Source organism: Lentzea sp. CC55 (assembly GCF_021056325.1).
Taxonomy (GTDB): Bacteria; Actinomycetota; Actinomycetes; order Mycobacteriales; family Pseudonocardiaceae; genus Lentzea; species Lentzea jiangxiensis.
In genome coordinates this window covers 207,876-230,660 of the sequence record NZ_JAJCXE010000008.1, presented here as the reverse complement: position 1 = coordinate 230,660, position 22,785 = coordinate 207,876, and the positions used below count along the sequence as shown (strand labels likewise).

Genomic DNA, 22,785 nt, shown 5'->3' with positions numbered 1-22,785 from the left:
AGCCACCTCGTAGTCCGTTCTTCTGAAGGTCGGCACGTCATTGCCGTACCCGAAACGTTCTCATTTCACACGTGTAGTAATGCCTCTCCCCGGGAAATCACCTGCTGAAGCACGATGAGATCACCAGGGAGGGGCGTTGTGCTGGTGCACCAAGACATTCTCGCCCTCCGCTTTCCCGCGGACGCACACGAGGTGGTGTCCGTGAGGCACCGGCTGCGCGATTGGCTGCGGAACGGAGGCCTTTCCGAGGACGAGGCGAACGACCTCGTTCTCGCGGTCAGCGAAGCGGTCAACAACTCCGTCGAGCACGCTTTTCCCGGTTCCGCCCGCGGCACCGTGGAGGTGCGGGCGCGGGCCGACCCGGACGGGTCCGTCGAGGTCGACGTCACCGACGACGGGCAGTGGCGCGTGCCACCGCCGGCGCTGACGATGCGCGGCCGAGGTCTCCTGCTCATGCGGGAGAGCGTGGACGAGGTCGAGATCCGGCGCAGTGCGAGCGGTACGACCGTGCGACTGCGCCGGGGTCGTTCGCCCGTGGTTCCCGTGGCCCGGGCCTCGTCCGAATGCGACGTGCAGGTCCACGAAACCTCCTCCGGCGTGGTAGCGGTGGTGCGCGGGAACGTACCCCTCGAGGCAGGCCCGTACCTGCGCCGGACGCTGACCGCGGCCGCGCGGGGTGGCACCGTGCCGCTGACCATCGACCTCAGCGGGCTCGGCGGCGAGAGGAGCGGGGTGGAGCAGGCCCTCCGCGCGGTCGCCGACGCTCTGCGGTCCGCGGGCAACCGCCTGACCGTCCGGACCGTCTAGGAGAGGGCCTCCTCGACCGTCTGGTGCAGGCTCAGCACCTCACCGAGTCCGGTGGCCTCCAGAGGACGCGTCACGGCTCGTGCCTTGGCCACGACCTTGAGGGCCGCCTCGTGCTGCTGAGCCACACGCGCGGCCTCCACGAGCACTGCCAGGCCTGCGGAGCCGAGGAAGGTCACGCCGGTCATGTCCACCACGAAGGTGCCGCCGTCACCGAGGCCGTTGACCAGGGCATCGCGCAGCGTGGGCGCGGACACCATGTCGACCTCGCCGGACACGGCGAGAACCGTGACACCGGGCGCCGGCTGCCTCACCGACAGCTCGATGGTCTGATCCGCTCGCGGGTCCTGCACAGTCACCGATGTACTCCCTCTCGCGATAACAGGGAGCCGCCGTGCAGCGGCCCCGGTGCGGCTGTTGGCTCAACCGCTGCGGCCACCACCGTACGGGAGCGGCCACTCAACAGGACAGGTCGTGCGGTCAATACCCGGACAATGGTCGGTTCAAACGCGCAGTGCGTCCCAAAGTCGCTTGGCCACGTCGAACGCGGCAAGTGGCGGTCCGGCGACCTCCGCGGCATCGTCCTCCAGCGTCCCGCCGATCATCAACACCAGTGCCGTCGCCACGTCCCGCAGCTTCACGTTGGCGTTCTGGCTGGCCCTGACCAGCAGTTCGAACGCCTCGCCGGGCTGGCACGGCCGCGCTCCCATCACCAGGCCCTTGGCCTGCTCGATGTAGCGGCGGTGCTGCACCATCCGCACCATCTGGTCGGCCCGCAGCACCTCGCCCGCGCAGAACTCGATCACCGCGGCGGCCGTCGCCACGAGCGGCTCGATCTCCTCGATCGCCTTGAGGTCCTCGACCCCCGGCGAGTGCGACAGGTAGACCGTCAGCACCACCGGGCCGCTGTCGCCCCAGCTGCCCGGCACGGCCACGACGTCCAGGCCGCGGACGCGACCGGACACCTGCCGCTCGTCGCGCGAGGCCTCGACGAGCGGTCCCTCACCGCTGTCGAGCTGGGCCTGGTCGAGCTCGACAGCCGCTCCGGTGGCGCGCAGCAGCTCGCCGCCGGGCCACACGCTGAGGCCGACCCCCTCACAGCCGGAGAGCTGTGAGCACAGGTGGTCCATCAACCGGGAGATCAGCTCGGGACCGAATTTCACCTGGTTCACGCCAGAAGGTTAAGCCCAGCCGATCCCGGGCAGACGATGTGCGGTCGTCGTCGTACGACGAACGGTTGCACAGGCAAGGACCCGCGCTTCCGCTGCGCTTCGGGCCCGAACAGCTCGGCGCGCCGATCGATCCAGTCAACGCTTCCGACCCGGAGAGGACACGTGTTCTGAACCATAGTCGGACAGAATTCGTTCCCAGGGATAACGCCGGAGCCCCGGTGCACGACATCCCTGATGTCACGGAGGGACTGAGATGAGAACCGCCATGGAGACCGGACCGCAGCAGGACGAGAAGTCCGGTTCAGCGCTGCCGACCACGCCGTGCAGCGTGGTGTGGAGCCGGGGCCACGCCTACGTGCTCGAGGGTTTCCGCGCTCGCTGGGTGGGCCGCGACGACCGCGGTCGTCCGCACGCCATCACCGGCGCCGAGATGCAGCGCCGCGGCTGGACGCTCACGCAGACAGTCTGATTTCACCCGTGGGAACGAACGATCCGCACCACCCGCAACCAGTCGCACCGCGTGCCGTGACGCCATCCGGCAGCCCCTGCGCAGTCACTCGTTTAGAGTGCGGGTGTGCGTGATCCGGCTGATCGCCTGCTGACGATTCCGAACCTGCTCAGCGTGTTGCGGCTGGCCGGTGTTCCGCTCTTCCTGTACCTGCTGCTCGGACCCCGCGCGGACGGCTGGGCGCTGCTCGTCCTCGTCTTCGCGGGGCTGTCCGACTGGCTCGACGGCAAGCTCGCGCGCTGGCTCGACCAGATGAGCAACCTCGGCGCGCTGCTCGACCCCGCCGCGGACCGCCTCTACGTGTTCTGCACGCTGCTGGCGTTCGTGATCAGGGACATCGTCCCGCTGTGGATCGCCTTGGTGCTCGTGGGACGCGAGGTCGTCGTCGGGATCTGCCTGCTGGTGCTGCGCGGGAGGGGCTGGGGCCCGTTCGAGGTCACGTACCTGGGCAAGGCCGCGACGTTCAACCTGCTGTACGCCTTCCCCCTGCTGCTCCTCGCGCAGGGCGACTCGGCGTGGGCGCAGGTCGCCCTGCCGTTCGCCTACGCGTTCACGGCCTGGGGCGGGGCGCTCTACCTGTGGTCGGCGCTGCTGTACGTCTACCAGTTCTTCCTGGCCCTGCGGGTCACACCTCGCACGGTCGCGTGAAAAGATCACCCCATACAGGTTCAGCACGAGGAGCGCAGTCAGTTGATTCCCGAGGAGCTTCGTTACACCGAGGAGCACGAGTGGGTCGCCACCACCGGCGAGAACACAGTGCGCGTCGGCATCACCGACTACGCCCAGGAACAGCTCGGTGACGTCGTCTTCGTCCAGCTGCCCGAGGTCGGCCACACCGTGGCCGCCGGGGACACGTTCGGCGAGGTCGAGTCCACCAAGAGCGTGTCGGACCTCTACTCGCCGCTCGACGGCGAGGTCGTCGCCATCAACGACGCCCTGGTCCAGACCCCCGACTCGGTGAACAGCGACCCGTACGGCGAGGGCTGGATGGTCGAGATCCGCGTGAGCGACCCCGAGGTGGTGGAGGGCCTGCTGGACGCGGACGGGTACAAGGCCTTGGTGGAGAAGGAGTGACGTCGATCTTTCGCCGGATCTTCGGCCGGAAGGGGAGCCGCGGGCAGAGCGGTGACCCCAACGCGATAGGTTTTACCGGAAGTGACGGATCCAGCAGCAGGAGGAGAGCTCAGGTGAGCACGAACGACGGCCCAGGCGTTCCGCCGGAGCAGTCCCCGGAGCGGACCTCCGTCTTCCGGGCGGACTTCCTCCAGGAGATGGAAGGCGGCGCCGAGGCGCCCGCACAGGAGCCGGCCGTTGCCGGTGTTGACGCCCTTCCCGCCGGTTCCGCGCTGCTCGTGGTGAAGCGCGGCCCGAACGCCGGTTCCCGGTTCCTGCTGGACCGAGACACGACGAGCGCCGGGCGCCACCCCGACAGCGACATCTTCCTGGACGACGTGACGGTCTCGCGCCGCCACGCCGAGTTCCGCCGGGAGAGCGGCGAGTTCGTCGTCATCGACGTCGGCAGCCTCAACGGCACCTACGTCAACCGCGAGCCGGTCGACCAGGCCGTCCTCGCGAACGGCGACGAGGTCCAGATCGGCAAGTTCCGCCTCGTCTTCCTGACGGGTCCTGGCTCCGCGGGAGCCTGACGCGTGACGGCCGGGCGGCCACAGCGCGGGGTGATCGGCATCGGGGCGGTGCTCGCACTGCTCCGTCCCGAGTTCCCCGACGTCACCATCTCCAAGATCCGCTTCCTGGAAGCGGAGGGGCTGGTCCGCCCGGCACGCACGGCCTCCGGCTACCGCCAGTTCAGCGCGGCGGACGTCGAGAGGTTGCGGTTCGTGCTGTCCGCGCAACGCGACAGGTACCTGCCGCTCAAGGTGATCCGCGAGCAGCTCGACGCCGTCCCGGTGGACTCCACCGCGGTGTCGCGGGCCGAGCTGCTGGCCCAGACCGGCTTCAGCGCCGACCAGCTGACCCAGCTGGAGCGCGACGGCCTGCTGCGCCCCGGCCCCGGTGGCCGGTTCACCACCGACGACATCACCGCGCTCCGCACGATCCGGACGATGACCGGGCTCGGCGTCGAGCGCGAACACCTGCGCGCGGTCCGCGCGGCAGCGGACCACGAGGTGGTCCTGCTGAAATCTTTCTCGGATCCCGAGACCGTCCGGGAATTGGCGGGCCTGTTCACCTCGTTGCACACGTTGCTGGTGAACGCGGGCCTGCGCCAGTCCTGATCTCCGCCGGGCCGGGTGCAGTCTTGATCACGATCTGCCCGCAACGGTTGAGCACTCGGCCCGCTTGGCGGGTAGCGTCGGACAGGTACGCCGGGGGATGCTCGGGGGTGGATCCGGGTCGTCCCCGAACGAACAGAGGGAGGCGAGGCCCGATGAGCGAAATGCGCGTCGTCGGCGTGCGGGTGGAGCTGCCCCAGAACCAGCCGATCCTTCTTCTGCGCGAAACCGAGGGTGAGCGGTACCTGCCGATCTGGATCGGCTCCGTCGAGGCCACGGCGATCGCGCTCGAGCAGCAGGGTGTCCGTCCTGCCCGCCCGCTCACGCACGACCTGCTCAAGGACGTCATCGGCGCACTGGGCCGCAACCTCGAACAGGTGCGCATCACGGACCTGCAGGAGGGCACGTTCTTCGCCGAGCTCGTGTTCGACGGTGACGTGCGGGTGTCCGCACGGCCCTCGGACTCGGTGGCGCTGGCGTTGCGGGTGGGCGTGCCGATCCACGCCGAGGAGTCGGTGCTGGCCGAGGCCGGCCTGATCATCCCCGACGAGCAGGAGGACGAGGTCGAGAAGTTCCGCGAGTTCCTCGACTCGATCTCGCCGGAGGACTTCCGCGGAGCCGACACCTGAGCGGTGCCGCGGGCGCTGACACTCGAACGGACCTGTGTCGCTGTGCGTCTCGTTTGGCTCGGTGCGGTCCGCTCGCATGTCGCTCGGTTGGGCTACGTTCCGCTGGAAATCAGCGCTAAACGATCACTAAACGTCACCTGAACGTCCTGGTTCGGGTGACGGTATGACCCTCTACCTGAGGTTGAGGGGCGACACTCCCCGCGCGTCGCGTTGACCTGCCCTCGGAGCGGTCTTACCGTCGAACTCGAGTGGACGTCGCCGGTTCACGAGAGTGGACGCGGTGGCTTGACGGTCATGAGTTTCGTGGCCGTTCCGAGGGGAGGCAGGCGTGGTCGAGGAAGCGCCCTTGAGGGCCGGATCCGGGCTGCAGGGTGAGCTGTTCCCGGACTCCTCGCTGCCGGACGAGCTCGTCGGCTACCGAGGACCCGCGGCGTGCCAGATCGCGGGCATCACGTACCGGCAGCTCGACTACTGGGCCCGCACCGGGCTCGTCGCCCCGACGGTCCGGATGGCGCACGGCTCGGGCAGTCAACGGCTGTACTCGTTCAAGGACATCCTGGTCCTGAAGGTCGTGAAACGGCTCCTGGACACCGGGGTCTCGCTGCAGAACATCCGCGTCGCCGTCGACCACCTGCGCCGGCGAGGCGTGCAGGACCTGGCGAGGATCACGCTCTTCTCCGACGGCACGACCGTCTACGAGTGCACCTCGCCGGAGGAGGTCGTGGACCTGCTGCAGGGCGGTCAGGGCGTGTTCGGCATCGCGGTGAGCGGTGCGATGCGCGAGATCTCCGGCACGATCCACGAGTTCCCGGCCGAACGTGCGGACGGCGTCGAGATCGCGCCGATGACCGAGGACGAGCTGACCCGCCGCCGCCGCGAGCGCGCCACCGGCTGACCGGCCCGGTGACCGTGGCCGACCGGCGCCTGTCCGTGGCCGGTCGGCGGACGCGCCGGGAACGGGTCCGTCCCTAGCGTCGCCGGCATGACGCACACTCCTTCGTCGCAGGTGGTCGAGGTCCTGGCCGCGGCCGTCCGGCGCGCCTCCCGCCACGGGTTCGGGTTCGTCGGGACCGAGAACCTGCTGATCTCCCTGATCGACACGACCGGTCCCGGCCGCAAGCTCGGCGCGAAGTCGCTGGGGGCGCTGGCGATGGCGCGGGGGACCGAGCACTGGGCCGACGACGACGGTGGTGTCGTCGGCGAGTCCCATCCGGACGTCACGGCGCTGATGAGCGCCGCCCACCACCACGCTCGCGTCGAGGCCGTTCTGCCCGTGAGCCGCGCGTTGGAGGACTGTCTGCGTGCGGCTGTGGCCCAGGCCGGCGACGGTGTGCTGACCACGACCCACCTCGCGCTGGCGCTGCTGTCGCTCGAATACGGACGGGCCGCCGACCTGTTCCTGGTGCGCGGGGTGGACCCCGGGGCGACGGCCGCCGCCGTGCGGGCCGATGCCGAGCGGCGCCACGCCGAGGTCGAGGAAGCACCCGCGGTCTGGTTGCTGCGCAAGGCGGGAGCCCTGGAGGGGGAGTCCGGTGGCGGGTACGTGCGCTGGCTGACGAAGCTCGTCGCACGGGGCCAGGGGCTCGGCGGACCGGTGCTGACGGTGGTGCGCAACGAAGCCGAACGGCTGGCCGTCGCCGGGAGGCGGGACGTCTCGTCGCGCGACCTCGTGGAGGCGGTGCTGACGGTCGACCACCAGCTGGCCGTCTCCGGGCGGCGGCTGAGGCCGGAGTTCGAGTCGGGTGGCGCGGCGGCGTTGCGCGAGGCGGGAGTGGACCCGGCCGCGTTGCCCTCCGGCGGGGGCGCGGTGGAACGCGCCGTGGAGCGGGCGAAGCTCGTCGCCGCGCGGCGCGGGGACGCGGTCGTGGGCACCGCGCACCTGCTCGCCGCGGTGCGCGACGACCCCGCGGACCCCGTCGCGGCGGTGCTCACCGGTCTCGCCGTTGAGACGTAGGTCGCGTCTCTAGCGACTGGGCGGGCTGCCTGCGGGTATTCTTCGCGGGTAGTCGCTGAACTCAGGCGGGAGAGACCGGGCTTCGAACCCGGCGCCGAAGGAGCAAGTCCCTCCCCGGGAACCTCTCAGGCATCCAGGACCGCCGAGCGAGACGCCTCTGGAAAGTGGATCCCCGCAAGGGAATCCCGCCGACGGTGAAAGCCCGGTCCGCACCGGGTGAACCTCTCAGGCGCCCTTGAAGGGTACGGACAGAGCGGGGAGGGCACCAGGACACGTGTGCCCTCAGCCCCCGGAGGCGTTTGATGACGCAGGACCGCATTCCGCTCGCCGCTCTCGAGCACGGCACCCCGTTCGCCGACCGCCACGTCGGTCCGCGTCCCGCCGAGCTCGCGCGCATCCTCGACGTCATCGGTGTCGGGTCGCTGGAGGAGCTGGCGCAGCGCGCGGTGCCGTCGTCCATCCACGAGCGCGACCTCGTGCTGGACCTGCCCGCCCCGGCCACCGAGACCGAGGCGCTCGCGGAGCTGCGGGAGCTCGCGTCGCGGAACCGGCCGATGACGCAGATGATCGGCCTCGGCTACTACGACACCGTGACGCCGGGCGTGATCCTGCGCAACGTCCTGGAGTCGCCCGCCTGGTACACCGCGTACACGCCGTACCAGCCGGAGATCTCCCAGGGCCGCCTGGAGGCCCTGCTGAACTTCCAGACGATGGTCGGCGACCTGACCGGCCTGCCCGTCGCGAACGCGTCCATGCTGGACGAGTCGACCGCCGCCGCCGAGGCGATGACCCTCGTGCGCCGCGCCGGCCGCTCCAAGTCGAACAAGTTCGTCGTCGACGCCGACACGCTGCCGCAGACGCTGGCCGTGATCGAGACGCGCGCCGAGCCGCTCGACATCGAGATCGTCGTCGCCGACCTGTCGCAGGGCATCGAAGGCCTCGGCCTGGGCGGCGACTTCTTCGGCGTCCTGCTGTCCTACCCCGGCGCGTCCGGTGTGGTGCGCGACCAGAAGGCGCTCATCGAGGAGATCCACGCCGCCGGTGCGCAGGCCGTCGTCGTCGCCGACCTGCTGGCCCTGACGCTGCTGCGCGCGCCCGGTGAGATCGGCGCGGACGTCGTCGTCGGCACCACGCAGCGCTTCGGCGTGCCGATCGGTTTCGGCGGCCCGCACGCCGGCTACATGGCCGTCCGGTCCGGTCTGGAACGCCAGCTGCCCGGCCGTCTCGTCGGCGTCTCCGTCGACGCCGACGGCTCGCTGGCCTACCGCCTCGCGCTGCAGACGCGCGAGCAGCACATCCGCCGTGAGAAGGCCACGTCGAACATCTGCACCGCGCAGGTGCTGCTGGCCGTGATCGCCTCGATGTACGCCGTCTACCACGGTCCCGAGGGTCTGCGCGCCATCGCGACCCGCGTGCACCGCCTGGCCACCGTGCTCGCCACGGGCCTGTGCGAGGCCGGGCTGGACGTCGTGCACGGCGAGTTCTTCGACACCGTCGAGGTCCGCGTTCCCGGTGAGGCCGCCGCCGTCGTGGCGAAGGCCCGCGAGGCCGGCATCAACCTGCGTCTCGTCGACGCCGACGTCGTCGCGATCGCCTGCGACGAGAAGACCACGCGGGCGCACGTCGTCGCGGTGTGGGAGGCCTTCGGCGTCACCGGGTCCGATGTGGACGCGATCGACGCCGACACCGCCGACGGCATCCCGGCCGACCTGCGCCGCACGTCGGACTACCTGACCCACCCGGTCTTCCACTCGCACCGCTCCGAGACGGCGCTGCTGCGCTACCTGCGTGCGTTGTCCGACAAGGACGTCGCCCTGGACCGCAGCATGATCCCGCTCGGCTCCTGCACGATGAAGCTCAACGCCACCGCGGAGATGGAGTCCATCACGTGGCCGGAGTTCTCGACGCTGCACCCGTTCGCCCCGGCCGAGGACGCCGCCGGTCTGCTGAAGATCGTGTCGGACCTGGAGGCCTGGCTCGCCGAGGTCACCGGCTACGACGCCGTGTCGCTGCAGCCGAACGCCGGGTCGCAGGGTGAGTTCGCCGGTCTGCTGGCGATCCGCGCGTACCACCGCGCCAACGGCAACGCCGACCGCGACGTCTGCCTGATCCCGTCGTCCGCCCACGGCACGAACGCCGCGTCCGCCGTCATGGCCGGCATGCGCGTCGTCGTCGTCAAGTGCGACGACAAGGGCAACATCGACATGGGCCACCTGCGTCAGACGGTCGCGGAGCACGCGGACGACCTGGCCGCGATCATGATCACCTACCCGTCGACCCACGGCGTGTACGAGGACACGGTCCGCGAGGTCTGCGGCCTGGTCCACGACGCGGGCGGCCAGGTGTACGTCGACGGCGCGAACCTCAACGCCCTGATCGGCCTGGCCCGCTACGGCAAGTTCGGCTCGGACGTCTCGCACCTGAACCTGCACAAGACGTTCTGCATCCCGCACGGCGGCGGTGGCCCCGGCGTCGGCCCGATCGGCGTGAAGTCCCACCTCGCGCCGTTCCTGCCGAACCACCCGCTGCAGCCGGCGGCGGGACCGGCCACCGGTGTCGGCCCGATCTCGGGCGCCCCGTGGGGCTCCGCGTCGATCCTGCCGATCTCGTGGGCGTACGTGCGCATGATGGGCGGCGACGGCCTGCGCCGCGCGACCCTGACCGCCGTGGCCGCCGCGAACTACGTGGCGCGGCGGCTGGACGAGCACTACCCGGTCCTCTACACCGGCGAGGGCGGCTTCGTCGCCCACGAGTGCATCCTCGACCTGCGCCCGATCACCAAGGCCACCGGCGTGACGGTGGACGACGTCGCCAAGCGCCTCGCCGACTACGGCCTGCACGCCCCGACGATGTCGTTCCCGGTCGCCGGCACGCTGATGGTCGAGCCGACCGAGTCCGAGGACCTGGCCGAGATCGACAGGTTCATCGACGCCATGATCGCCATCAAGCGCGAGATCGACCGCGTCGGCGCCGGCGAGTGGCCGGTGGAGGACAACCCGCTGCGCAACGCCCCGCACACCGCGGCCAGCGTGACCGTCGGCGAGTGGAACCACCCGTACACCCGCGAGGAGGCCGTGTACCCGGCCGGCACCGCGGCTCCGAAGATCTGGCCGCCGGTCCGCCGCATCGACGGCGCGAAGGGCGACCGCAACCTGGTCTGCTCCTGCCCGCCGCTCAAGGCGTACAGCAGCTGATCCCGGGTCGGTGGAAGGGGGCGCACCCGCGGGTGCGCCCCCTTCTTCACGCTCCGACGGGGCAGGCCTCGTCGCCGCAGTTCTCCTGCTCGGTGATGCCGGGCCAGTTCAGGTCGTGCTCGAACGCGAAGTGGAAGCAGTCCGGGTGCATCCGTTCGAACAGCTCGAAGTCTTCCTTCTCCAGCTCGACCGCTTCGCCACATCGCTGACACGTCTGCTCATCTGACACGGCCCGATGGTCTCACCCGCGCCGTGCGAAGAGGATGGCGCCATCGGTGCCGAGCAGCCACTGCGCCTCGACGGTGAACCCGGCGTCCCGCAGCCACTCCGCGACCCGCTCCGGCCGTCGCAAGTGGACGTGCACGCGCATCGGGTGCCCGCCGTAGCCGCTCGTCTTGAGGTTCGTCCGGTCGCCGACGTGGAAACCCAGCTGCAGCAGCCCGCCCGGCCGCAAGGCGTCCCGGAAGTGCCCGAACACCACCGGCACGAGCTCGTCCGGCACGTGGATCAGCGACCACCAGGCGAGGATCCCGCCGACCGTCTCGCCGAGCGGCTCGGTCATCGACCCGACCTCGAACCGCAGCCCGGGGTGGTTCCGCCGCGCCAGCGCGACCATCGCGGGGGAGAGGTCGACCCCGAACGCGTCCACGCCGAGCGCGTTCAGCCGCGCCGTGATCTCGCCGGGCCCGCAGCCGACGTCGGCGACCGGTCCGCTCACCTCCTCCGCGAACAACCGCAACGCCGCTCGCAGGTGGGGCAGGCCGTCCAGCAGGTCGCGTGTCTGCTCCGCGTAGCTGACGGCGACGGTGTCGTAGGAGTCGCGGGTGTCCGCGAGCCAGTCGGTCACGCGGGCAAGCTACTCCTCGAACGGCTCCGCGCGGTGGCGTCCGGACAACGCCAGCGACGAGATCCACACGTCCGGATCACCGTCCCAGTCGAGCGCCTTGATCTGGTCGGCCGACCGCCGCCCGCCGATGGCCCGCAGCAGCTCGAACGACGTCGTCCGCAGCGTCCCGGCCGGTTCGCCGTGGCCGAGCACCCGGTCGCCGTGCTCCAGGGAGATCCGCAACGCCGGCACGTCGTTCTCGCGCAGCCGCCGGTCGAGCTGCTGCAACGGCCTCACCAGCGCCGCCCGCACCTCGACGCCGCCCCGGTCACCGGGGACGCCCAGCGCCGAGCGGAGGTCGTGCTCGTGCGCGACCACCTCGGACACCAGGACCGGGCCCATCGGGGTGTCGAACAGCTCCGCCGCGCGCACGAGGTTCTCGTCCCACTCGGCGAAGGCGTCCTGCAGCGTGTTGTCGCGGCGGTCGCGCACCTGCCGTTCGCCCCACTCACCGGACTCCACGCCGTCGAACCGGCCGTCCGCGAAGTCGCGCAGACCGCCCGCGAGGTGCGCCACCACGTCCTTGACCGACCAGCCGGGGGTCGCCGGCACGGGCGTCAGCGGGTCGGCGCCGGAGACGAGTGCGGTGATCCGAGCCTTGGCCGCGTCGTAGATGGGGGCGTTGGTCATCGTCAGACCTCGTACTCCAGGGTGTAGGTGCCGCTGCCATCCTCCGCCCAGTCGACGACGAGCGCACCTCGCGCGTTCAGGTACCTCCCGGTGCCGTCGACGACCTCCGTCGCTCCCTCCACAGAGGACCGGTAGGCGCCGACGTGCCGCAGCACCAGCGTGCCCTCGGCGGTGACGACCTCCTCGATCGCGGTCGTCCACGCCACGTCGTCGCCGTAGTACATGAGGTACCGGCAGCTGCCGGTACCGCTGACGTCACCCGCGTACGAGAACCGGACGTGCGCCTCGGTGAGCTTGCGGCCCTCGACCTCCCGGTACGGCCGCCCGTCCCAGGTCTTCTCGTCCCAGCTCTTCACTTCGATGGTTCCGGTTGCCTTCATGCGGGTCACTCTGCTGGCAGAACCTGACAGATCGTGTCAGGTTTGACGCGTGAAATCCGGCAGGCTCATCCAGGTCCTCCTGCTCCTCCAGTCGAGGGGCCGGATGACGGCCGACGAACTGGCCCGCGAGCTGGAGGTCTCGCCGCGCACGATCTACCGCGACGTCGAGTCGCTGAGCGCCGCGGGCATCCCCGTCTACGCCGACCGCGGTCCCGCCGGCGGGTACCGGCTCGTCGACGGCTACCGCACCCGGCTGACCGGTCTCACCACCGGCGAGGCGCAGTCGCTGTTCCTCACCGGCCTCCCCGGCCCCGCCGAGGCGCTGGGGCTGAAGGAGTTCGCCGCCGCCGCCCAGCTCAAGCTCCTCGCCGCGCTGCCGACCGAACTGCGTTCCCGCGCCGAGCAGATCCGCCAGCGCTTCCACCTCGACACCCCGGCGTGGTTCCGCGGCGACGAACCCACCGAGCACCTCGCCACGATCGCCGACGCCGTCTGGGAGCAACGCCGCGTGCGGATGACCTACCAGCGGTGGGGCAGCCGGACCGTCGAGCGCGAGGTCGACCCGTACGGGCTCGTGCTGAAGGCCGGCACCTGGTACTTCGTCGGCAGCGGCCGCACCTACCGGGTGTCGCGCGTGCTGGCGCTGCGGCCCACACCGGACACGTTCGAACGGCCCCGCGACTTCGACCTCGCGCGCCACTGGGCCGAGTGGTCGGAGCAGTTCGAGGCCCGCATGTACGGCGAGCGCGTCGCGGTCCGCATGACCCGCGCGGGCCTCGACAAGACCCAGTACCTGCTCAGCGGCTTCCAGGCGCGTCTCATCCGCGACCTCGCGCCGCAACCGGGGCAGGAGTTCGGCTTCCCGACCGAGTCGACCCGTCACGTCGTCGCCGACCTGCTCAAATTCGGTGCCGACGTGGAGGTGCTGGCACCGGACGAGGTCCGGCGCGAACTGGTCGGCACCATCAAGGCGATGCAGGACGTTTACAACGGTGCGAAGCTACGCACATGGTTCCGCTGATCTCGTTGAACAACGGAGTACGGATCCCCCAACTCGGCTTCGGCGTCCACCAGGTGCCGGAGGACCAGGTGGCCGGTGCGGTCACGACGGCCGTCGAGGCCGGCTACCGCAGCATCGACACGGCCGCGGCCTACGGCAACGAGTCCGGCGTCGGCGACGCCATCGCCGGCATCCCCGACATCTTCGTCACGACCAAGCTGTGGAACTCGGACCAGGGCTACGACTCGACGCTGCGCGCGTTCGACGAGAGCACGCGCCGGCTGCGCCGCGACGTGCTCGACCTCTACCTCATCCACTGGCCGACCCCCGAACGCGACCTGTACGCGGACTCGTGGCGCGCGTTGGAGCAGCTCTACGCCGACGGCCGTGTCCGCGCGATCGGCGTGTCCAACTTCCACACGCGGCACCTGCAGCGGCTCTTCGACGAGTTCCCGACCACCCCGGCCGTGAACCAGATCGAGCTGCACCCGTTGCTGCAGCAGGAAGAGATGCGCAAGGTGCACGTCACGCACCGCATCGTCACCGAGGCGTGGTCGCCGCTGGCCCGGGGCGCACTGCTCCGCGAACCCGACATCACCGCTCTCGCCGAGAAGTACGGCAAGACCCCGGCCCAGATCGTGCTGCGCTGGCACGTGCAGCTGGCGAACGTCGTGATCCCGAAGTCCGCCACGCCCTACCGGATCAAGGAGAACATCGACATCTTCGACTTCGAGCTGGCCCAGGACGACATGACGGTCATCGGCGAACTGGACAACGGCACCCGCACCGGGCCCGACCCGGACCGCTTCAACGCCGCGTGAGCGCGGCGCTCGGTCAGGCCTTCGTCGAGAGCACCTGACCGAGCGCCGCCTCGACGCCGTCCACGTCCTCCACCACCGACACCGAGCCGCCGGTCGTCTGCGCGATGTCCGTCAGGGCCGCCTTGTCGACGTCGCCGCCGATCGCGATGAAGCTGATGGCCAGGTCCGTCCCGTGCAGCTGCGACTTGAGGCCTTCCAGGTCGAGCCCGCCGTCCGAGGTGCTGTCGGTGATCACCACGACGCGGTTGACGCGTCCGGCGACGAACCCGTCGTGCGCCGCCTCGTAGCAGGCGGCCAGCGCGGTGTAGAGCTGGGAGCCGTCCGCGGTCTTCATCCCGTCGATCGACCGGCGCAGCGCGTCGCGCTTCTCGCCGACCGGGCCGGTGCCGACCAGTTGCCGGTAGGGCTTCGAGCCGTCGAGGTCGCGCGCGAACGTCCACAGCCCGAACGACCCCGACACCGACCGGTCGACCTGGCCGCGCAGTGCCGCCTTCACCTTGTCCAGGCGGGGTTTCATCGACGTGGAGACGTCCGCGAGGACCGTGACGACCTGCCCGCCGCGGTCCGCCGACGCCCAGGCCGAGGAGATCTGCTGCGTGGTCGTGGCGTCGGCGGGGACGAGGTTCTCCGTGACGGGCGACCAGGCCACGCCGGGAGACGGTGCCGGACGGTCCTGGGTGGACTCGACGCGCAGGCCGCCGCGCGCGAGGATCGCCTGCTGCGCGGGTTCGGTCGTGAAGTCGCGGAACGCCTGCGCCGCACGCTCTTCCGCCTCGCCGACCTCCGTGCCGCCGAGGGCGACGTACGGGAAGTCCGCCACGGGCGCGGGGCCCGCGGGCAGCACGCCGACGAGCGGCTTCGACGGGGCGTCCTTGCCCGTGTTGTGCCGGAACAGGTCCACTTCGGACACCGGCGTGGCGGAGAAGCCCGCCGCGTTGACCGTGGCGCTGTCCCCCAGGCGCGCCAGCGCGTCGCGCGTGGTCGCGGGAACCTCCGGCGGCACGGTGGCCGCGAGCTTCGTGAGAGCGGACTTCGTGGCGTCCGACCCGAGCGACTCCGCCGTCACCGGGCCCTTGCCGCCGGCCAGTGCCGACTGGATCGCGAGGGCGGACGCGGTGTTCGCCGACGGGTCGGGCATCGCGACGCTGAACCGGCCCCAGGGCTGGCCGAACCTCTCCCAGTCGGTCACCTCGGGCAGGTCGGACCACCGGAAGTCCTCGAGCACCGGCGCGGCGGCCTCGGGGGTGGCGAGCAGCACCGGCGACGTCCCGACGGACTTCGGCGCCGAGCCGACGAGCTTCGCGTTCAGCGCCGTCAGCCGGTTCGCCCAGAGCGTCGAGTCGGGCAGCCACGCGTGCGGCCGCTTGCCGAGCTTCGTCTCGTCCCAGGTCGTCGTGAGGCCCTCCAGCACCGCGGAGGAGTCGGCCGAGATCACCTCGATGGCGATGCAGTGGTCGTACACGACGGGCCGCGTCCTGCTGTACTCCTGGGCGACGTCCCGGACGACGCCGGCGACGCTGGGCGTCACGGCGACGCGCAGGACGGAGTCGCCCTCGCTGCAGTTCTGGGCCAGCGCCTGGGAGCGCCGGTCGAGCACCCCGCCCGCCCACGACAGGGCGAGCCAGCTCAGGCCGAGGAGCACCACGAGCACGACGACGAGCACGGGCCACTTGGCGATTCCGCGCTTCACCTTCGCCCGCAGAGCGCGGTGTCGAGACATCGATCCCTCACAACTACTCAGCGGCCCCCGACGACCGCCAATGACGCTAACAGGTGAACTTGGTCAGCGAGGTGAAGTCACTGCAAGTAGCGACTGGCACACGGAGACGAGCCGTTCTCGCAACGGTTTCGCCCGTTCGGCGAACTCCGCCTGCCGCCGCACGTACTCCGCACGGCCGTCCGGTGTCTCGATCCGCACCGGTTCGTACCCCAGCCCGGCCAGGTCGTAGGGCGAGGCCCGCATGTCGAGTTCGCGCACGTCGGCGGCCAGTTCGAAGCAGTCGGCGACCAGGTCCGACGGTGTCGCCGGCTCCAGCTTGTACGCCCACTTGAACAGGTCCATGTTCGCGTGCAGGCAACCGGGCTGCTCGTTGGCGACCTGGTCCTCCCGCGTGGGCTGCAGGGTGTTGCGCGGACGTGCGGGCTCGGTGAAGAACCGGAACGCGTCGAAGTGCCCGCACTGGATCCGGCTGGCCTCGACCACCTGGTCCGTCCCGCCGCTGCCCAGGCGCAACGGCCACGCGTTGTGCCGGACCTCCTCGGGCCGCTGCCGGTAGACCATCGCCCACTCGTGCAGCCCGAAGCACCCGAGCCGCGCGGGCCTGCCGAGCGTCGCCGTGAGCAGCGCCCGCACGAACTCCAGCGTCTTCTCGCGCTGTCCGAGGAAGCTGCCGACGTCGAGCGTCACACCCTCGGCGACCCGCTGGTAGTGCGGGAACTCCAGGTACTCGGCCGCGTCCTCGAGGACGACACCCGGCCCCGGATGCCACCGTTCGAGCCGCACGGGCCTATGGCTGTAATACGTGAAGAGGAAGTCAATGACGGGGTGCTTCTCCTTGCGAAGCTTCCGCTCCTGATGCGGCCCCGTGAACCGGCGCATGCGCGCGACGTGCGAATCGCGCAGTCGGTGCCATTCGGCTCGGGTCAAGACCTCCACGGGCGATTACCGTACGCGCATGGTGCGGAGCAAGGCTTCGACGGTCACCGAGTACCTCGACGAACTGCCCGGCGAGCAGCGTGCCGAGGTCGGTGCTGTGCGCGACGTCGTCCTCGCCCACCTGCCCGACGGCCACGCCGAGGGGATGATCACCTGGTTCGTGCCGCTGGAGGCGAGCGGGCCGACGTTCGACAAGCAGCCGCTGGGCTACGTGGCGCTCGCCGCCCAGAAGCGCCACTTCTCGCTCTACCTGACCGCCGTGGACGGCGAGGGCGAGGAGTCGTTCCGCTCCCGGTACGCGGCCACCGGCAAGGAGCTCGACATGGGCAAGTCGTGGGTGCGCTTCAAGCGCGCCTCGGACCTCGCCCTCGACGTCATCGGCGAGGAGATCGCGAGCCTGCCGGTGGAGGCGTTCCTGGGCCGGTACCGCCGGCACCAGCCGCTCTAGAGCGGCGGCACCAGCCCGGTGAACGTCCGCGCGCCGTTGCAGTGCGGGCACTCCCTGCCGTTGTCCACGGTCCGCGAGGCGCCGCTGATGATCGCCAGCGTCGGGGCCGCGATGTAGCTCGCGCCGCCGCACAGGTGGCAGACCGTGCGCGGTTCGGGGGTGACGGCGAAGAGGTCGTCCGGGTCTTCCTCTTCCTCGAAGTCGTCGTCCTCGGCGAACTCGTCCTCGTCGTCCTCGCTCATGAGCACAACCTAGTGGGTCGGCCCGCGCGTTCCGCCCGGCCCGGGCCCCGTCACGACGCGGCCGGGGCGTTCGCGCGCGTCAGGGACTCGGCCGTCGCCTCTTCGCCGCACGCCGAGCACACCACGCGGGGTTCCAGAACGGCGCCGCACGAGTGCTCCCACACGAGGGGGAGAGGCCCCTCGGTCACGTAGGTGTCGCCCCACTCCTTGAGCATCAGCATCACGTTGTGCAGCGCGCGCCCCGAGTCCGTGAGCAGGTACTCGTGCCGTGGTGGGTGTTCGGAGTACTGGCGCTTCTCCAGCACACCGGCGGCGACCAGCTTCTTCAACCGGACGGTCAGGACGTCGCGGGACGCGCCGGTGTTCGCGGCGATCTGGTCGAACCGGGTGTTGCCGAAGAAGACCTCGCGCAACGCCAGCAGCGACCAGCGCTCGCCCACGACCTCCAGCGCGTTCGCCATCGAGCAGCTCCGTGGTGGCATGTGACCATCGTATCAGTGAGTTGGTAAATCCAACCTACCTGGTTAACGTGAGTTGGAGAAACCAACTCAGGAGGTAGTGATGGATTTCAACGGTACGGCGGTGCTGGTGACCGGCGCGGGTCGAGGGCTCGGCAGGACGTTCGCGCGGGAGTTCGTGAAGCGCGGCGCGAAGGTGTACGCCGGCGTGCGCAGCCCTGCATCCGTCGTGGACGAGGGCGTCGTCCCCGTCCAGCTCGACGTGACCGACGCGGCCCAGGTCGCCGCCGCGGCCGAGGAGCTCGGCGACGTCTCGATCGTGATCAACAACGCCGGCGTGCTGGTCGAGGGGCAGGGCATCGGCGGCATCCAGGCGGAGTTCGACGTCAACGTCCTCGGCATCGTGCGCGTGACCGACGCGTTCGCGCCGGTCCTCAAGGCCAACGGCGGCGGCACGCTGGTCAACGTGCTGAGCATCCTGTCCTTCGTCGGCCGCCCCGACTGGCGCGGCTACGCGGCGTCGAAGGCGGCGGCGTGGTCGCTGACCAAGTCGGCCAGGGAGGCGCTGCGCGAGCAGGGCACCCACGTCGTCGCGGTGCACTCGGCGTTCATCGACACCGACATGGCGGCGGCGCAGACCGGCCCGAAGATCAGCACCGAGGACCTCGTCGCCCAGGTGCTGCGGGCGATCGAGAACGGCGACGACGAGGTGCTCGCCGACGAGCGCACCCGTGCCGTCAAGGCCTCGCTGGCCTCCTGAGCTCCCACACGACGTCCACCCCGACGCGGTTGCCGACCGGCGCCTGGCGCGGCGGTGTGCGGCGGTCGACCTCGGTGAACCCGAGACGCCGCGGCACACCGCCGCTCGCCACGTTGGCCTCGTCGTGCCAGATCTGGACCCTGCGCACGCCGTCCAGCGCGAACGCGAACTCCACCAGTTCCGCGGAGGCGGCGGTGGCGTGACCGTACCCGGTGTGCGCGGGGTGCAGCCAGTAGCCGATCTCGGCGAGATCGGCGGGTTCGCGGCGCATCACCGTCGCCACGCCGACGATCGCGCCGTCGACCGTGATGGCGTGGGGGAACGCCGTTCCGCGTTCCCACTCGACCGCGGCCTCGCGGAGGAACGCGGCGGCGGTCTGCGCGTCGTAGCCGTTGGCCGCCCACGGTGCCCACGGCCGCAGGTGCGCGAGCGACTCCGTGACGGCCCGGACCAGCTCGTCCGCGTCGGCGTCGGTCAACCTCCGGAGCTTCATACCCACTTCGTAGCGCAGGTGGATGACAGCGGTGGACTCGTTCACCGACACCGCGCCCTACACCCAGCGCACGTGAGTCCCGTCCCGCACGGTCCCGACGTACTCCTCCAGCAGGTCCTCCAGAGCCACCACCCCGAGCACGGTCCCGTCAGCGCCCACGGCACGGGCGAGGTGCGACTGCGCCCGGCGAAGGGCCGTCAGGGCCTCGTCCAGCCGGGCGTCGACCGGCACCTCGGGCAACCCGCGCACCCGCGACCGCGGCACCGGCGTGGAAGCCCCCTCCAGGTCCAGCACGTCCTTGACGTGCAGGTAGCCGACCAGGCCGGAGTCGGCGAGCACCGGGAACCGCGAGAACCCGGTGGTCGCCACGGCGGCCTCGATCTCGCCCACGGTGGGGGAGGCGGAGATGGTGGTCAGCCGGTCCAGGGGCACCAGCACGTCCGCCACCGTGCGCTCGGCGGAGGACAGGGTCTGGGTCAGGCGCCGGTGCTCGGAGTCCTCCAGGAGCCCCTCCGACCGGGACTGGCCGATCAGCAACGCCAGCTCGTCCGGCGTGTAGGCAGACTCCAGCTCGTCGACGGGCTCGACACCGAAGCGGCGCAGCACCCAGCGGCCCACGGCGGTGAACAGCGCGAGAGCCGGAGCGATCATCCGCGAGAACCCGTAGTGCACCGGCACGAGCCACACCGCGGCTCGCTCCGGGCCCGCGATCGCGAGGTTCTTCGGCACCATCTCGCCGAGGATCGTGTGCAGCGCGACGACGATGACCAGCGCCACCGCGAACGCCACGCCGTGCACCACGGCCAGAGGCAGGCCTATGGCTCTGAGAGGCGCTTCCAAGACCGAAGCCAGAGCCGGTTCGGCGATCGCGCCCAGCCCCAGCGAGCACAGCGTGATGCCCAGCTGCGCGCCGGCGATGAGCAGCGGAAGCTGCTGCGACGCCTTGATCGCGGTGCGGGCCCGTGCGGAGCCCTTGTCGGCCAAGGCCTCCAGGCGGTCGCGGCGCGCGGTGATCACCGCGAACTCGGCGCCGACGAAGAAGGCGTTGCCCGCCAACAGGAAGATGATGATGAGGAAGTTCACGAGGACGCCACCACCCGCAGGTCCGCCACGCGGTGCTTGTCCATCCGCATGACCGTCACCCTCCAGCCGTCGACGCGGATCTCGTCCCCGACGTCGGGGATCCGCCCCAGCCTCGCCAGCACGAGGCCGGCCAGCGTCTCGTAGTCGCCCTCGGGCATGTGGAAGCCGGTCGCCTCGGCCACCTCGTCGTCGCGCAGGAGGCCGGAGACGAGCCAGCTGTCCTTGCCGAGCGGGCGGACCGGCAGGGCTTCGCCCCGGTCGTGCTCGTCGCGCACGTCGCCGACGATCTCCTCGACCACGTCCTCCAGCGTCACCATGCCGGCCGTGCCGCCGTACTCGTCGACGACGAGCGCCGTCTGCAGGCCGGACGCGCGCAGGCGGTCGAGCAGGGCGTCGCCCTCGAGGGTTTCGGGCACCGAGTAGACGGGGCGGGTCAACGCCGACAGAGGGGTGGACACGCGCAGAGCGGCCGGCACGGCGAACGCCTGCTTCACGTGCACGATGCCGCTGACCTCGTCCAACGAGCCGTTGTGCACCGGGAACCGTGAGAAGCCCGTTTCGCGCGCTTTCATCACGAGGTCGGCCACGGTCGCGTCGGCGCGTAGGGCCTCCACGCGCACACGCGGTGTCATCAGTTCGCCTGCCGTGCGGTCGCCGAAGCGCAGTGAGCGGTCCAGCAGCGCCGCGGTGCTCTCGTCGAGGGTGCCGTGTTCGGCCGACGTGCGGACCAGCGCGCCCAGCTCCTCGGGTGACCTCGCGGACGCCAGCTCCTCGACCGGCTCGACGCCGAAGCGCCTGACCAGCCAGTTCGCCGAGTTGTTCATCCAGTGGATCAGCCAGCGGAAGACCGTGGAGAACCCCGCCTGCAGGCTCACCACGCCGCGGGCGGTCTCGAGCGGCTTCGCGATCGCCAGGTTCTTGGGGACCAGTTCGCCGAACACCATCGACAGCGCCGTGGCGATCGCCAGCGCGAGGGCCAGCGACAGGCCGTCGGCCACCGCGTCGGGCACGCCGACCGCGGTCAGGCCGGGCTCGATCAGGTTCGCGATCGCGGGCTCCGCGATGTAACCGGTGATCAGCGTGGTGAGCGTGATGGCGAGCTGCGCGCCGGAGAGCTGGAACGACAGCGTGCGGTGCGCACGGTCGATGGTGCGCGCCTTGGCGTCACCGACCTCGGCGACGTGGCGTTCGACGGTGCTGCGTTCCAGCGCGGTCAGCGAGAACTCCGCCGCCACCGCGATGAAGGTGCCCGCGGTCAGCGCCACGACGGCGAGCAGACCGAGCACGCTCAGAAGGACTCCGGTCACCTGGACGCTCCGAAGCGACTAGGGACCGGGTTGGTATGCCAGCCGGGGCCAGACCCCATGGGGACGGCTCAACTCCTCAGGACTCAAGTACGTGTACAGCCCGACGAGTCTAATTGTGGGCAGTCGACGCCCGGAGCACCACCTCACCCGCCACGCGCACGGTGCGGGCCTCGTCACCCCCGCCGTCCAGCACGAGACCTGCGGCGATCTCGCCCATCTCCTCCAGGGGCAGGCGCACGGTGGACAAAGCGGGCACGGTGTCGCGCAGGGTCGGGATGTCGTCGAACCCGGCGATCGACATGTCCTCCGGCACGCGCACGCCCCGTTCGCGCAACGCCGCCATCGCTCCCATCGCCATCACGTCGGTGACCGCGAACACGCAGGTCGCGCGCGACTTCGACGCCAGCAGCTCCAGCGCGGCCTCGTAGCCGCCGTCACGGGTGAAGGCGCCGTTGACGACCACCGGCGGCGCGACCCCGGCGTCCGCTAGACCCGCCTTGAAACCCGCCAGGCGGTCGCGGGCCACCACGAGTTCGGAAGGACCACCCAATACGGCGAACTTCTTGTGCCCGAGTCCCGCGAGCGCACGGGCGAGCGCGCGCCCTCCGGCGCGGTTGCCGGGCACGACCGTGTCGGTGCCGAGCTTCGCCTGCGACACGCACGCGACGCGTCCGCCCTGCTCGGTGAACGCGTCGATCTCCGCGGCGAGCCGCGCTTGCGCCGCACGGTCCGTGGTCCGCGATCCGGCCAGGACGACCGCGCGCGCACGGTGCGCCCGCAGCGTCGACAACAGCTCGGCCTCACGCTCCGGACGGCGCCCGGTCGTGCCGAGGACGACGACGAGCCCGGCCTCCTCGGCCACCCTCGTCACCCCCGCCGCGATGCAGGAGAAGTACGGGTCGGTGATGTCGTGGACCACGAGACCGACGAGCGAGCTCGAGTTGCGGGCCAGCGCCTGCGCGGACGCGTTCGGCACGTAGCCGAGCTCCTCCGCGGTGCGCAGGACGCGCTCGCTCAGGTCCCCGCTCACCTGCCTCGTGCTGCCGTTGAGCACGCGAGAAGCGGTCGCCAACGACACACCCGCCTGCCTCGCCACCTCGGCGAGCGTCACCTGTCGGGCGGACACGAC

General features: G+C 70.8%; 28 protein-coding genes and 2 riboswitches. Of the genes, 14 read left to right on the top strand and 14 right to left on the bottom strand.

The genetic code is table 11. The features are described from left to right. Nucleotides 1–114: 114 nt before the first annotated feature. Nucleotides 115–807: an ATP-binding protein gene (locus L6E10_RS06180; RefSeq protein WP_240010109.1), complete on the top strand. Its 693-nt coding sequence runs from the start codon at nt 115–117 to the stop codon at nt 805–807. On the opposite strand, the gene L6E10_RS06175 is transcribed toward L6E10_RS06180, so the two are convergent. Continuing rightward, nucleotides 804–1,163, bottom strand: coding sequence for an STAS domain-containing protein (locus tag L6E10_RS06175; RefSeq protein WP_236217643.1), 360 nt, complete (start codon nt 1,161–1,163; stop codon nt 804–806). The two genes, L6E10_RS06180 and L6E10_RS06175, sit on opposite strands and share 4 nt — an antisense overlap. 144 nt (nt 1,164–1,307) lie before the next feature. After that, complete coding sequence (locus L6E10_RS40700; RefSeq protein WP_236217641.1) at nt 1,308–1,976, bottom strand: ANTAR domain-containing protein; 669 nt, start codon at nt 1,974–1,976, stop codon at nt 1,308–1,310. 253 nt (nt 1,977–2,229) lie between these two features. Between L6E10_RS40700 and L6E10_RS06165 the strand changes: the two genes are divergently transcribed. The 9 genes from L6E10_RS06165 to gcvP all read left to right on the top strand — a co-directional run bounded on the left by L6E10_RS06165 (nt 2,230) and on the right by gcvP (nt 10,492). Then, nucleotides 2,230–2,445, top strand: coding sequence for a hypothetical protein (locus L6E10_RS06165; RefSeq protein WP_236217639.1), 216 nt, complete (start codon nt 2,230–2,232; stop codon nt 2,443–2,445). Between the two features lie 105 nt (nt 2,446–2,550). Then, the gene (locus tag L6E10_RS06160; protein WP_236217637.1) at nt 2,551–3,132 is read left to right on the top strand and encodes a CDP-alcohol phosphatidyltransferase family protein; all 582 of its coding nucleotides are present in this window, start codon (nt 2,551–2,553) and stop codon (nt 3,130–3,132) included. Nucleotides 3,133–3,174: 42 nt separating this feature from the next. Beyond that, nucleotides 3,175–3,558: a glycine cleavage system protein GcvH gene (gene gcvH, locus L6E10_RS06155; protein WP_236217635.1), complete on the top strand. Its 384-nt coding sequence runs from the start codon at nt 3,175–3,177 to the stop codon at nt 3,556–3,558. 113 nt (nt 3,559–3,671) lie between these two features. After that, complete coding sequence (garA, locus tag L6E10_RS06150; protein ID WP_030476302.1) at nt 3,672–4,130, top strand: glycogen accumulation regulator GarA; 459 nt, start codon at nt 3,672–3,674, stop codon at nt 4,128–4,130. Nucleotides 4,131–4,133: 3 nt separating this feature from the next. After that, entirely contained in the window at nt 4,134–4,718 is a 585-nt protein-coding gene (locus tag L6E10_RS06145; protein ID WP_236217633.1) for a MerR family transcriptional regulator, read from the top strand. 152 nt (nt 4,719–4,870) lie between these two features. Beyond that, nucleotides 4,871–5,344, top strand: coding sequence for a bifunctional nuclease family protein (locus L6E10_RS06140; RefSeq protein WP_030476304.1), 474 nt, complete (start codon nt 4,871–4,873; stop codon nt 5,342–5,344). Between the two features lie 328 nt (nt 5,345–5,672). Beyond that, nucleotides 5,673–6,239, top strand: coding sequence for a MerR family transcriptional regulator (locus L6E10_RS06135; protein WP_308102673.1), 567 nt, complete (start codon nt 5,673–5,675; stop codon nt 6,237–6,239). A gap of 87 nt (nt 6,240–6,326) precedes the next feature. Beyond that, nucleotides 6,327–7,298, top strand: coding sequence for a Clp protease N-terminal domain-containing protein (locus L6E10_RS06130; RefSeq protein WP_236217631.1), 972 nt, complete (start codon nt 6,327–6,329; stop codon nt 7,296–7,298). 56 nt (nt 7,299–7,354) lie between these two features. Beyond that, a riboswitch (glycine riboswitch) is annotated at nt 7,355–7,450 on the top strand. Between the two features lie 3 nt (nt 7,451–7,453). Further along, nucleotides 7,454–7,552, top strand: a riboswitch (glycine riboswitch). Between the two features lie 48 nt (nt 7,553–7,600). Continuing rightward, complete coding sequence (gene gcvP, locus L6E10_RS06125) at nt 7,601–10,492, top strand: aminomethyl-transferring glycine dehydrogenase (RefSeq protein WP_236217629.1); 2,892 nt, start codon at nt 7,601–7,603, stop codon at nt 10,490–10,492. A 46-nt stretch (nt 10,493–10,538) separates the two neighbouring features. Here gcvP and L6E10_RS06120 read toward each other — a convergent pair whose 3' ends face one another. Genes L6E10_RS06120 through L6E10_RS06105 form a run of 4 tightly spaced genes read right to left on the bottom strand, consistent with a single transcriptional unit; the run spans nt 10,539 to nt 12,388 of the window. Beyond that, the gene (locus L6E10_RS06120; protein WP_236217627.1) at nt 10,539–10,721 is read right to left on the bottom strand and encodes a hypothetical protein; all 183 of its coding nucleotides are present in this window, start codon (nt 10,719–10,721) and stop codon (nt 10,539–10,541) included. 12 nt (nt 10,722–10,733) lie between these two features. Next, entirely contained in the window at nt 10,734–11,339 is a 606-nt protein-coding gene (locus L6E10_RS06115) for a methyltransferase domain-containing protein (protein ID WP_236217625.1), read from the bottom strand. A 9-nt stretch (nt 11,340–11,348) separates the two neighbouring features. Then, the gene (locus L6E10_RS06110) at nt 11,349–12,008 is read right to left on the bottom strand and encodes a maleylpyruvate isomerase family mycothiol-dependent enzyme (RefSeq protein ID WP_236217624.1); all 660 of its coding nucleotides are present in this window, start codon (nt 12,006–12,008) and stop codon (nt 11,349–11,351) included. A gap of 2 nt (nt 12,009–12,010) precedes the next feature. Next, complete coding sequence (locus tag L6E10_RS06105; RefSeq protein ID WP_236217623.1) at nt 12,011–12,388, bottom strand: DUF3224 domain-containing protein; 378 nt, start codon at nt 12,386–12,388, stop codon at nt 12,011–12,013. A 49-nt stretch (nt 12,389–12,437) separates the two neighbouring features. On the opposite strand from L6E10_RS06105, the gene L6E10_RS06100 reads away from it, so the two are divergent. Both L6E10_RS06100 and L6E10_RS06095 read left to right on the top strand, forming a co-directional pair. Continuing rightward, nucleotides 12,438–13,409 (top strand): YafY family protein, encoded by a 972-nt coding sequence (locus L6E10_RS06100; RefSeq protein ID WP_236217621.1) that lies wholly within the window; start codon nt 12,438–12,440, stop codon nt 13,407–13,409. Continuing rightward, nucleotides 13,397–14,209, top strand: a complete 813-nt coding sequence (locus L6E10_RS06095) for an aldo/keto reductase (protein WP_236217619.1) — start codon at nt 13,397–13,399, stop codon at nt 14,207–14,209. The genes L6E10_RS06100 and L6E10_RS06095 overlap by 13 nt, the downstream gene beginning before the upstream one ends. A gap of 13 nt (nt 14,210–14,222) precedes the next feature. Here L6E10_RS06095 and L6E10_RS06090 read toward each other — a convergent pair whose 3' ends face one another. After that, nucleotides 14,223–15,929 carry a substrate-binding domain-containing protein gene (locus tag L6E10_RS06090; protein WP_236217616.1) on the bottom strand — a complete coding sequence of 569 codons (1,707 nt, stop codon included), beginning with the start codon at nt 15,927–15,929 and terminating at the stop codon, nt 14,223–14,225. A 63-nt stretch (nt 15,930–15,992) separates the two neighbouring features. Continuing rightward, a complete protein-coding gene (locus tag L6E10_RS06085) occupies nt 15,993–16,808 on the bottom strand; it encodes a 3-methyladenine DNA glycosylase (RefSeq protein ID WP_236217765.1) in 816 nt (271 codons plus the stop codon). Between the two features lie 76 nt (nt 16,809–16,884). On the opposite strand from L6E10_RS06085, the gene L6E10_RS06080 reads away from it, so the two are divergent. Further along, on the top strand, nt 16,885–17,313 hold the full coding sequence (locus tag L6E10_RS06080) for a DUF1801 domain-containing protein (RefSeq protein ID WP_236217614.1): 429 nt from the start codon (nt 16,885–16,887) through the stop codon (nt 17,311–17,313). Here the strand turns inward: L6E10_RS06080 and L6E10_RS06075 are convergent. Together L6E10_RS06075 and L6E10_RS06070 are read right to left on the bottom strand one after the other, a co-directional pair. Continuing rightward, nucleotides 17,310–17,555, bottom strand: a complete 246-nt coding sequence (locus L6E10_RS06075) for a hypothetical protein (protein WP_236217612.1) — start codon at nt 17,553–17,555, stop codon at nt 17,310–17,312. The genes L6E10_RS06080 and L6E10_RS06075 overlap by 4 nt on opposite strands. Before the next feature lie 50 nt (nt 17,556–17,605). Continuing rightward, nucleotides 17,606–18,037 (bottom strand): helix-turn-helix domain-containing protein, encoded by a 432-nt coding sequence (locus tag L6E10_RS06070; protein WP_236217610.1) that lies wholly within the window; start codon nt 18,035–18,037, stop codon nt 17,606–17,608. 79 nt (nt 18,038–18,116) lie between these two features. Here L6E10_RS06070 and L6E10_RS06065 point away from each other — a divergent pair, with 79 nt between their 5' ends. After that, nucleotides 18,117–18,773, top strand: a complete 657-nt coding sequence (locus L6E10_RS06065; RefSeq protein WP_236217608.1) for an SDR family oxidoreductase — start codon at nt 18,117–18,119, stop codon at nt 18,771–18,773. Here L6E10_RS06065 and L6E10_RS06060 read toward each other — a convergent pair. The 4 genes from L6E10_RS06060 to L6E10_RS06045 form a co-directional block, all read right to left on the bottom strand. After that, entirely contained in the window at nt 18,751–19,266 is a 516-nt protein-coding gene (locus tag L6E10_RS06060) for a GNAT family N-acetyltransferase (RefSeq protein WP_236217598.1), read from the bottom strand. The genes L6E10_RS06065 and L6E10_RS06060 overlap by 23 nt on opposite strands. 57 nt (nt 19,267–19,323) lie before the next feature. Next, nucleotides 19,324–20,349 (bottom strand): hemolysin family protein, encoded by a 1,026-nt coding sequence (locus L6E10_RS06055; RefSeq protein ID WP_236217597.1) that lies wholly within the window; start codon nt 20,347–20,349, stop codon nt 19,324–19,326. Further along, nucleotides 20,346–21,656, bottom strand: a complete 1,311-nt coding sequence (locus L6E10_RS06050) for a hemolysin family protein (protein ID WP_236217596.1) — start codon at nt 21,654–21,656, stop codon at nt 20,346–20,348. Before L6E10_RS06050 ends, L6E10_RS06055 begins: the two co-directional genes overlap by 4 nt. 109 nt (nt 21,657–21,765) lie before the next feature. Then, nucleotides 21,766–22,782: a LacI family DNA-binding transcriptional regulator gene (locus L6E10_RS06045; RefSeq protein WP_236217595.1), complete on the bottom strand. Its 1,017-nt coding sequence runs from the start codon at nt 22,780–22,782 to the stop codon at nt 21,766–21,768. Nucleotides 22,783–22,785: the final 3 nt, after the last annotated feature.

Excerpts from the sequence above, each read along its gene's own strand:
- L6E10_RS06180 (WP_240010109.1), top strand. The coding sequence starts at position 115 with ATGAGATCACCAGGGAGGGGCGTTGTGCTGGTGCACCAAGACATTCTC.
- L6E10_RS06165 (WP_236217639.1), top strand. The coding sequence starts at position 2,230 with ATGAGAACCGCCATGGAGACCGGACCGCAGCAGGACGAGAAGTCCGGT.
- L6E10_RS06140 (WP_030476304.1), top strand. The coding sequence starts at position 4,871 with ATGAGCGAAATGCGCGTCGTCGGCGTGCGGGTGGAGCTGCCCCAGAAC.
- L6E10_RS06130 (WP_236217631.1), top strand. The coding sequence starts at position 6,327 with ATGACGCACACTCCTTCGTCGCAGGTGGTCGAGGTCCTGGCCGCGGCC.
- gcvP (WP_236217629.1), top strand. The coding sequence starts at position 7,601 with ATGACGCAGGACCGCATTCCGCTCGCCGCTCTCGAGCACGGCACCCCG.
- L6E10_RS06110 (WP_236217624.1), bottom strand. The coding sequence starts at position 12,008 with ATGACCAACGCCCCCATCTACGACGCGGCCAAGGCTCGGATCACCGCA.
- L6E10_RS06105 (WP_236217623.1), bottom strand. The coding sequence starts at position 12,388 with ATGAAGGCAACCGGAACCATCGAAGTGAAGAGCTGGGACGAGAAGACC.
- L6E10_RS06095 (WP_236217619.1), top strand. The coding sequence starts at position 13,397 with ATGGTTCCGCTGATCTCGTTGAACAACGGAGTACGGATCCCCCAACTC.
- L6E10_RS06090 (WP_236217616.1), bottom strand. The coding sequence starts at position 15,929 with ATGTCTCGACACCGCGCTCTGCGGGCGAAGGTGAAGCGCGGAATCGCC.
- L6E10_RS06085 (WP_236217765.1), bottom strand. The coding sequence starts at position 16,808 with ATGCGCCGGTTCACGGGGCCGCATCAGGAGCGGAAGCTTCGCAAGGAG.
- L6E10_RS06080 (WP_236217614.1), top strand. The coding sequence starts at position 16,885 with ATGGTGCGGAGCAAGGCTTCGACGGTCACCGAGTACCTCGACGAACTG.
- L6E10_RS06075 (WP_236217612.1), bottom strand. The coding sequence starts at position 17,555 with ATGAGCGAGGACGACGAGGACGAGTTCGCCGAGGACGACGACTTCGAG.
- L6E10_RS06070 (WP_236217610.1), bottom strand. The coding sequence starts at position 18,037 with ATGCCACCACGGAGCTGCTCGATGGCGAACGCGCTGGAGGTCGTGGGC.
- L6E10_RS06065 (WP_236217608.1), top strand. The coding sequence starts at position 18,117 with ATGGATTTCAACGGTACGGCGGTGCTGGTGACCGGCGCGGGTCGAGGG.
- L6E10_RS06060 (WP_236217598.1), bottom strand. The coding sequence starts at position 19,266 with ATGAAGCTCCGGAGGTTGACCGACGCCGACGCGGACGAGCTGGTCCGG.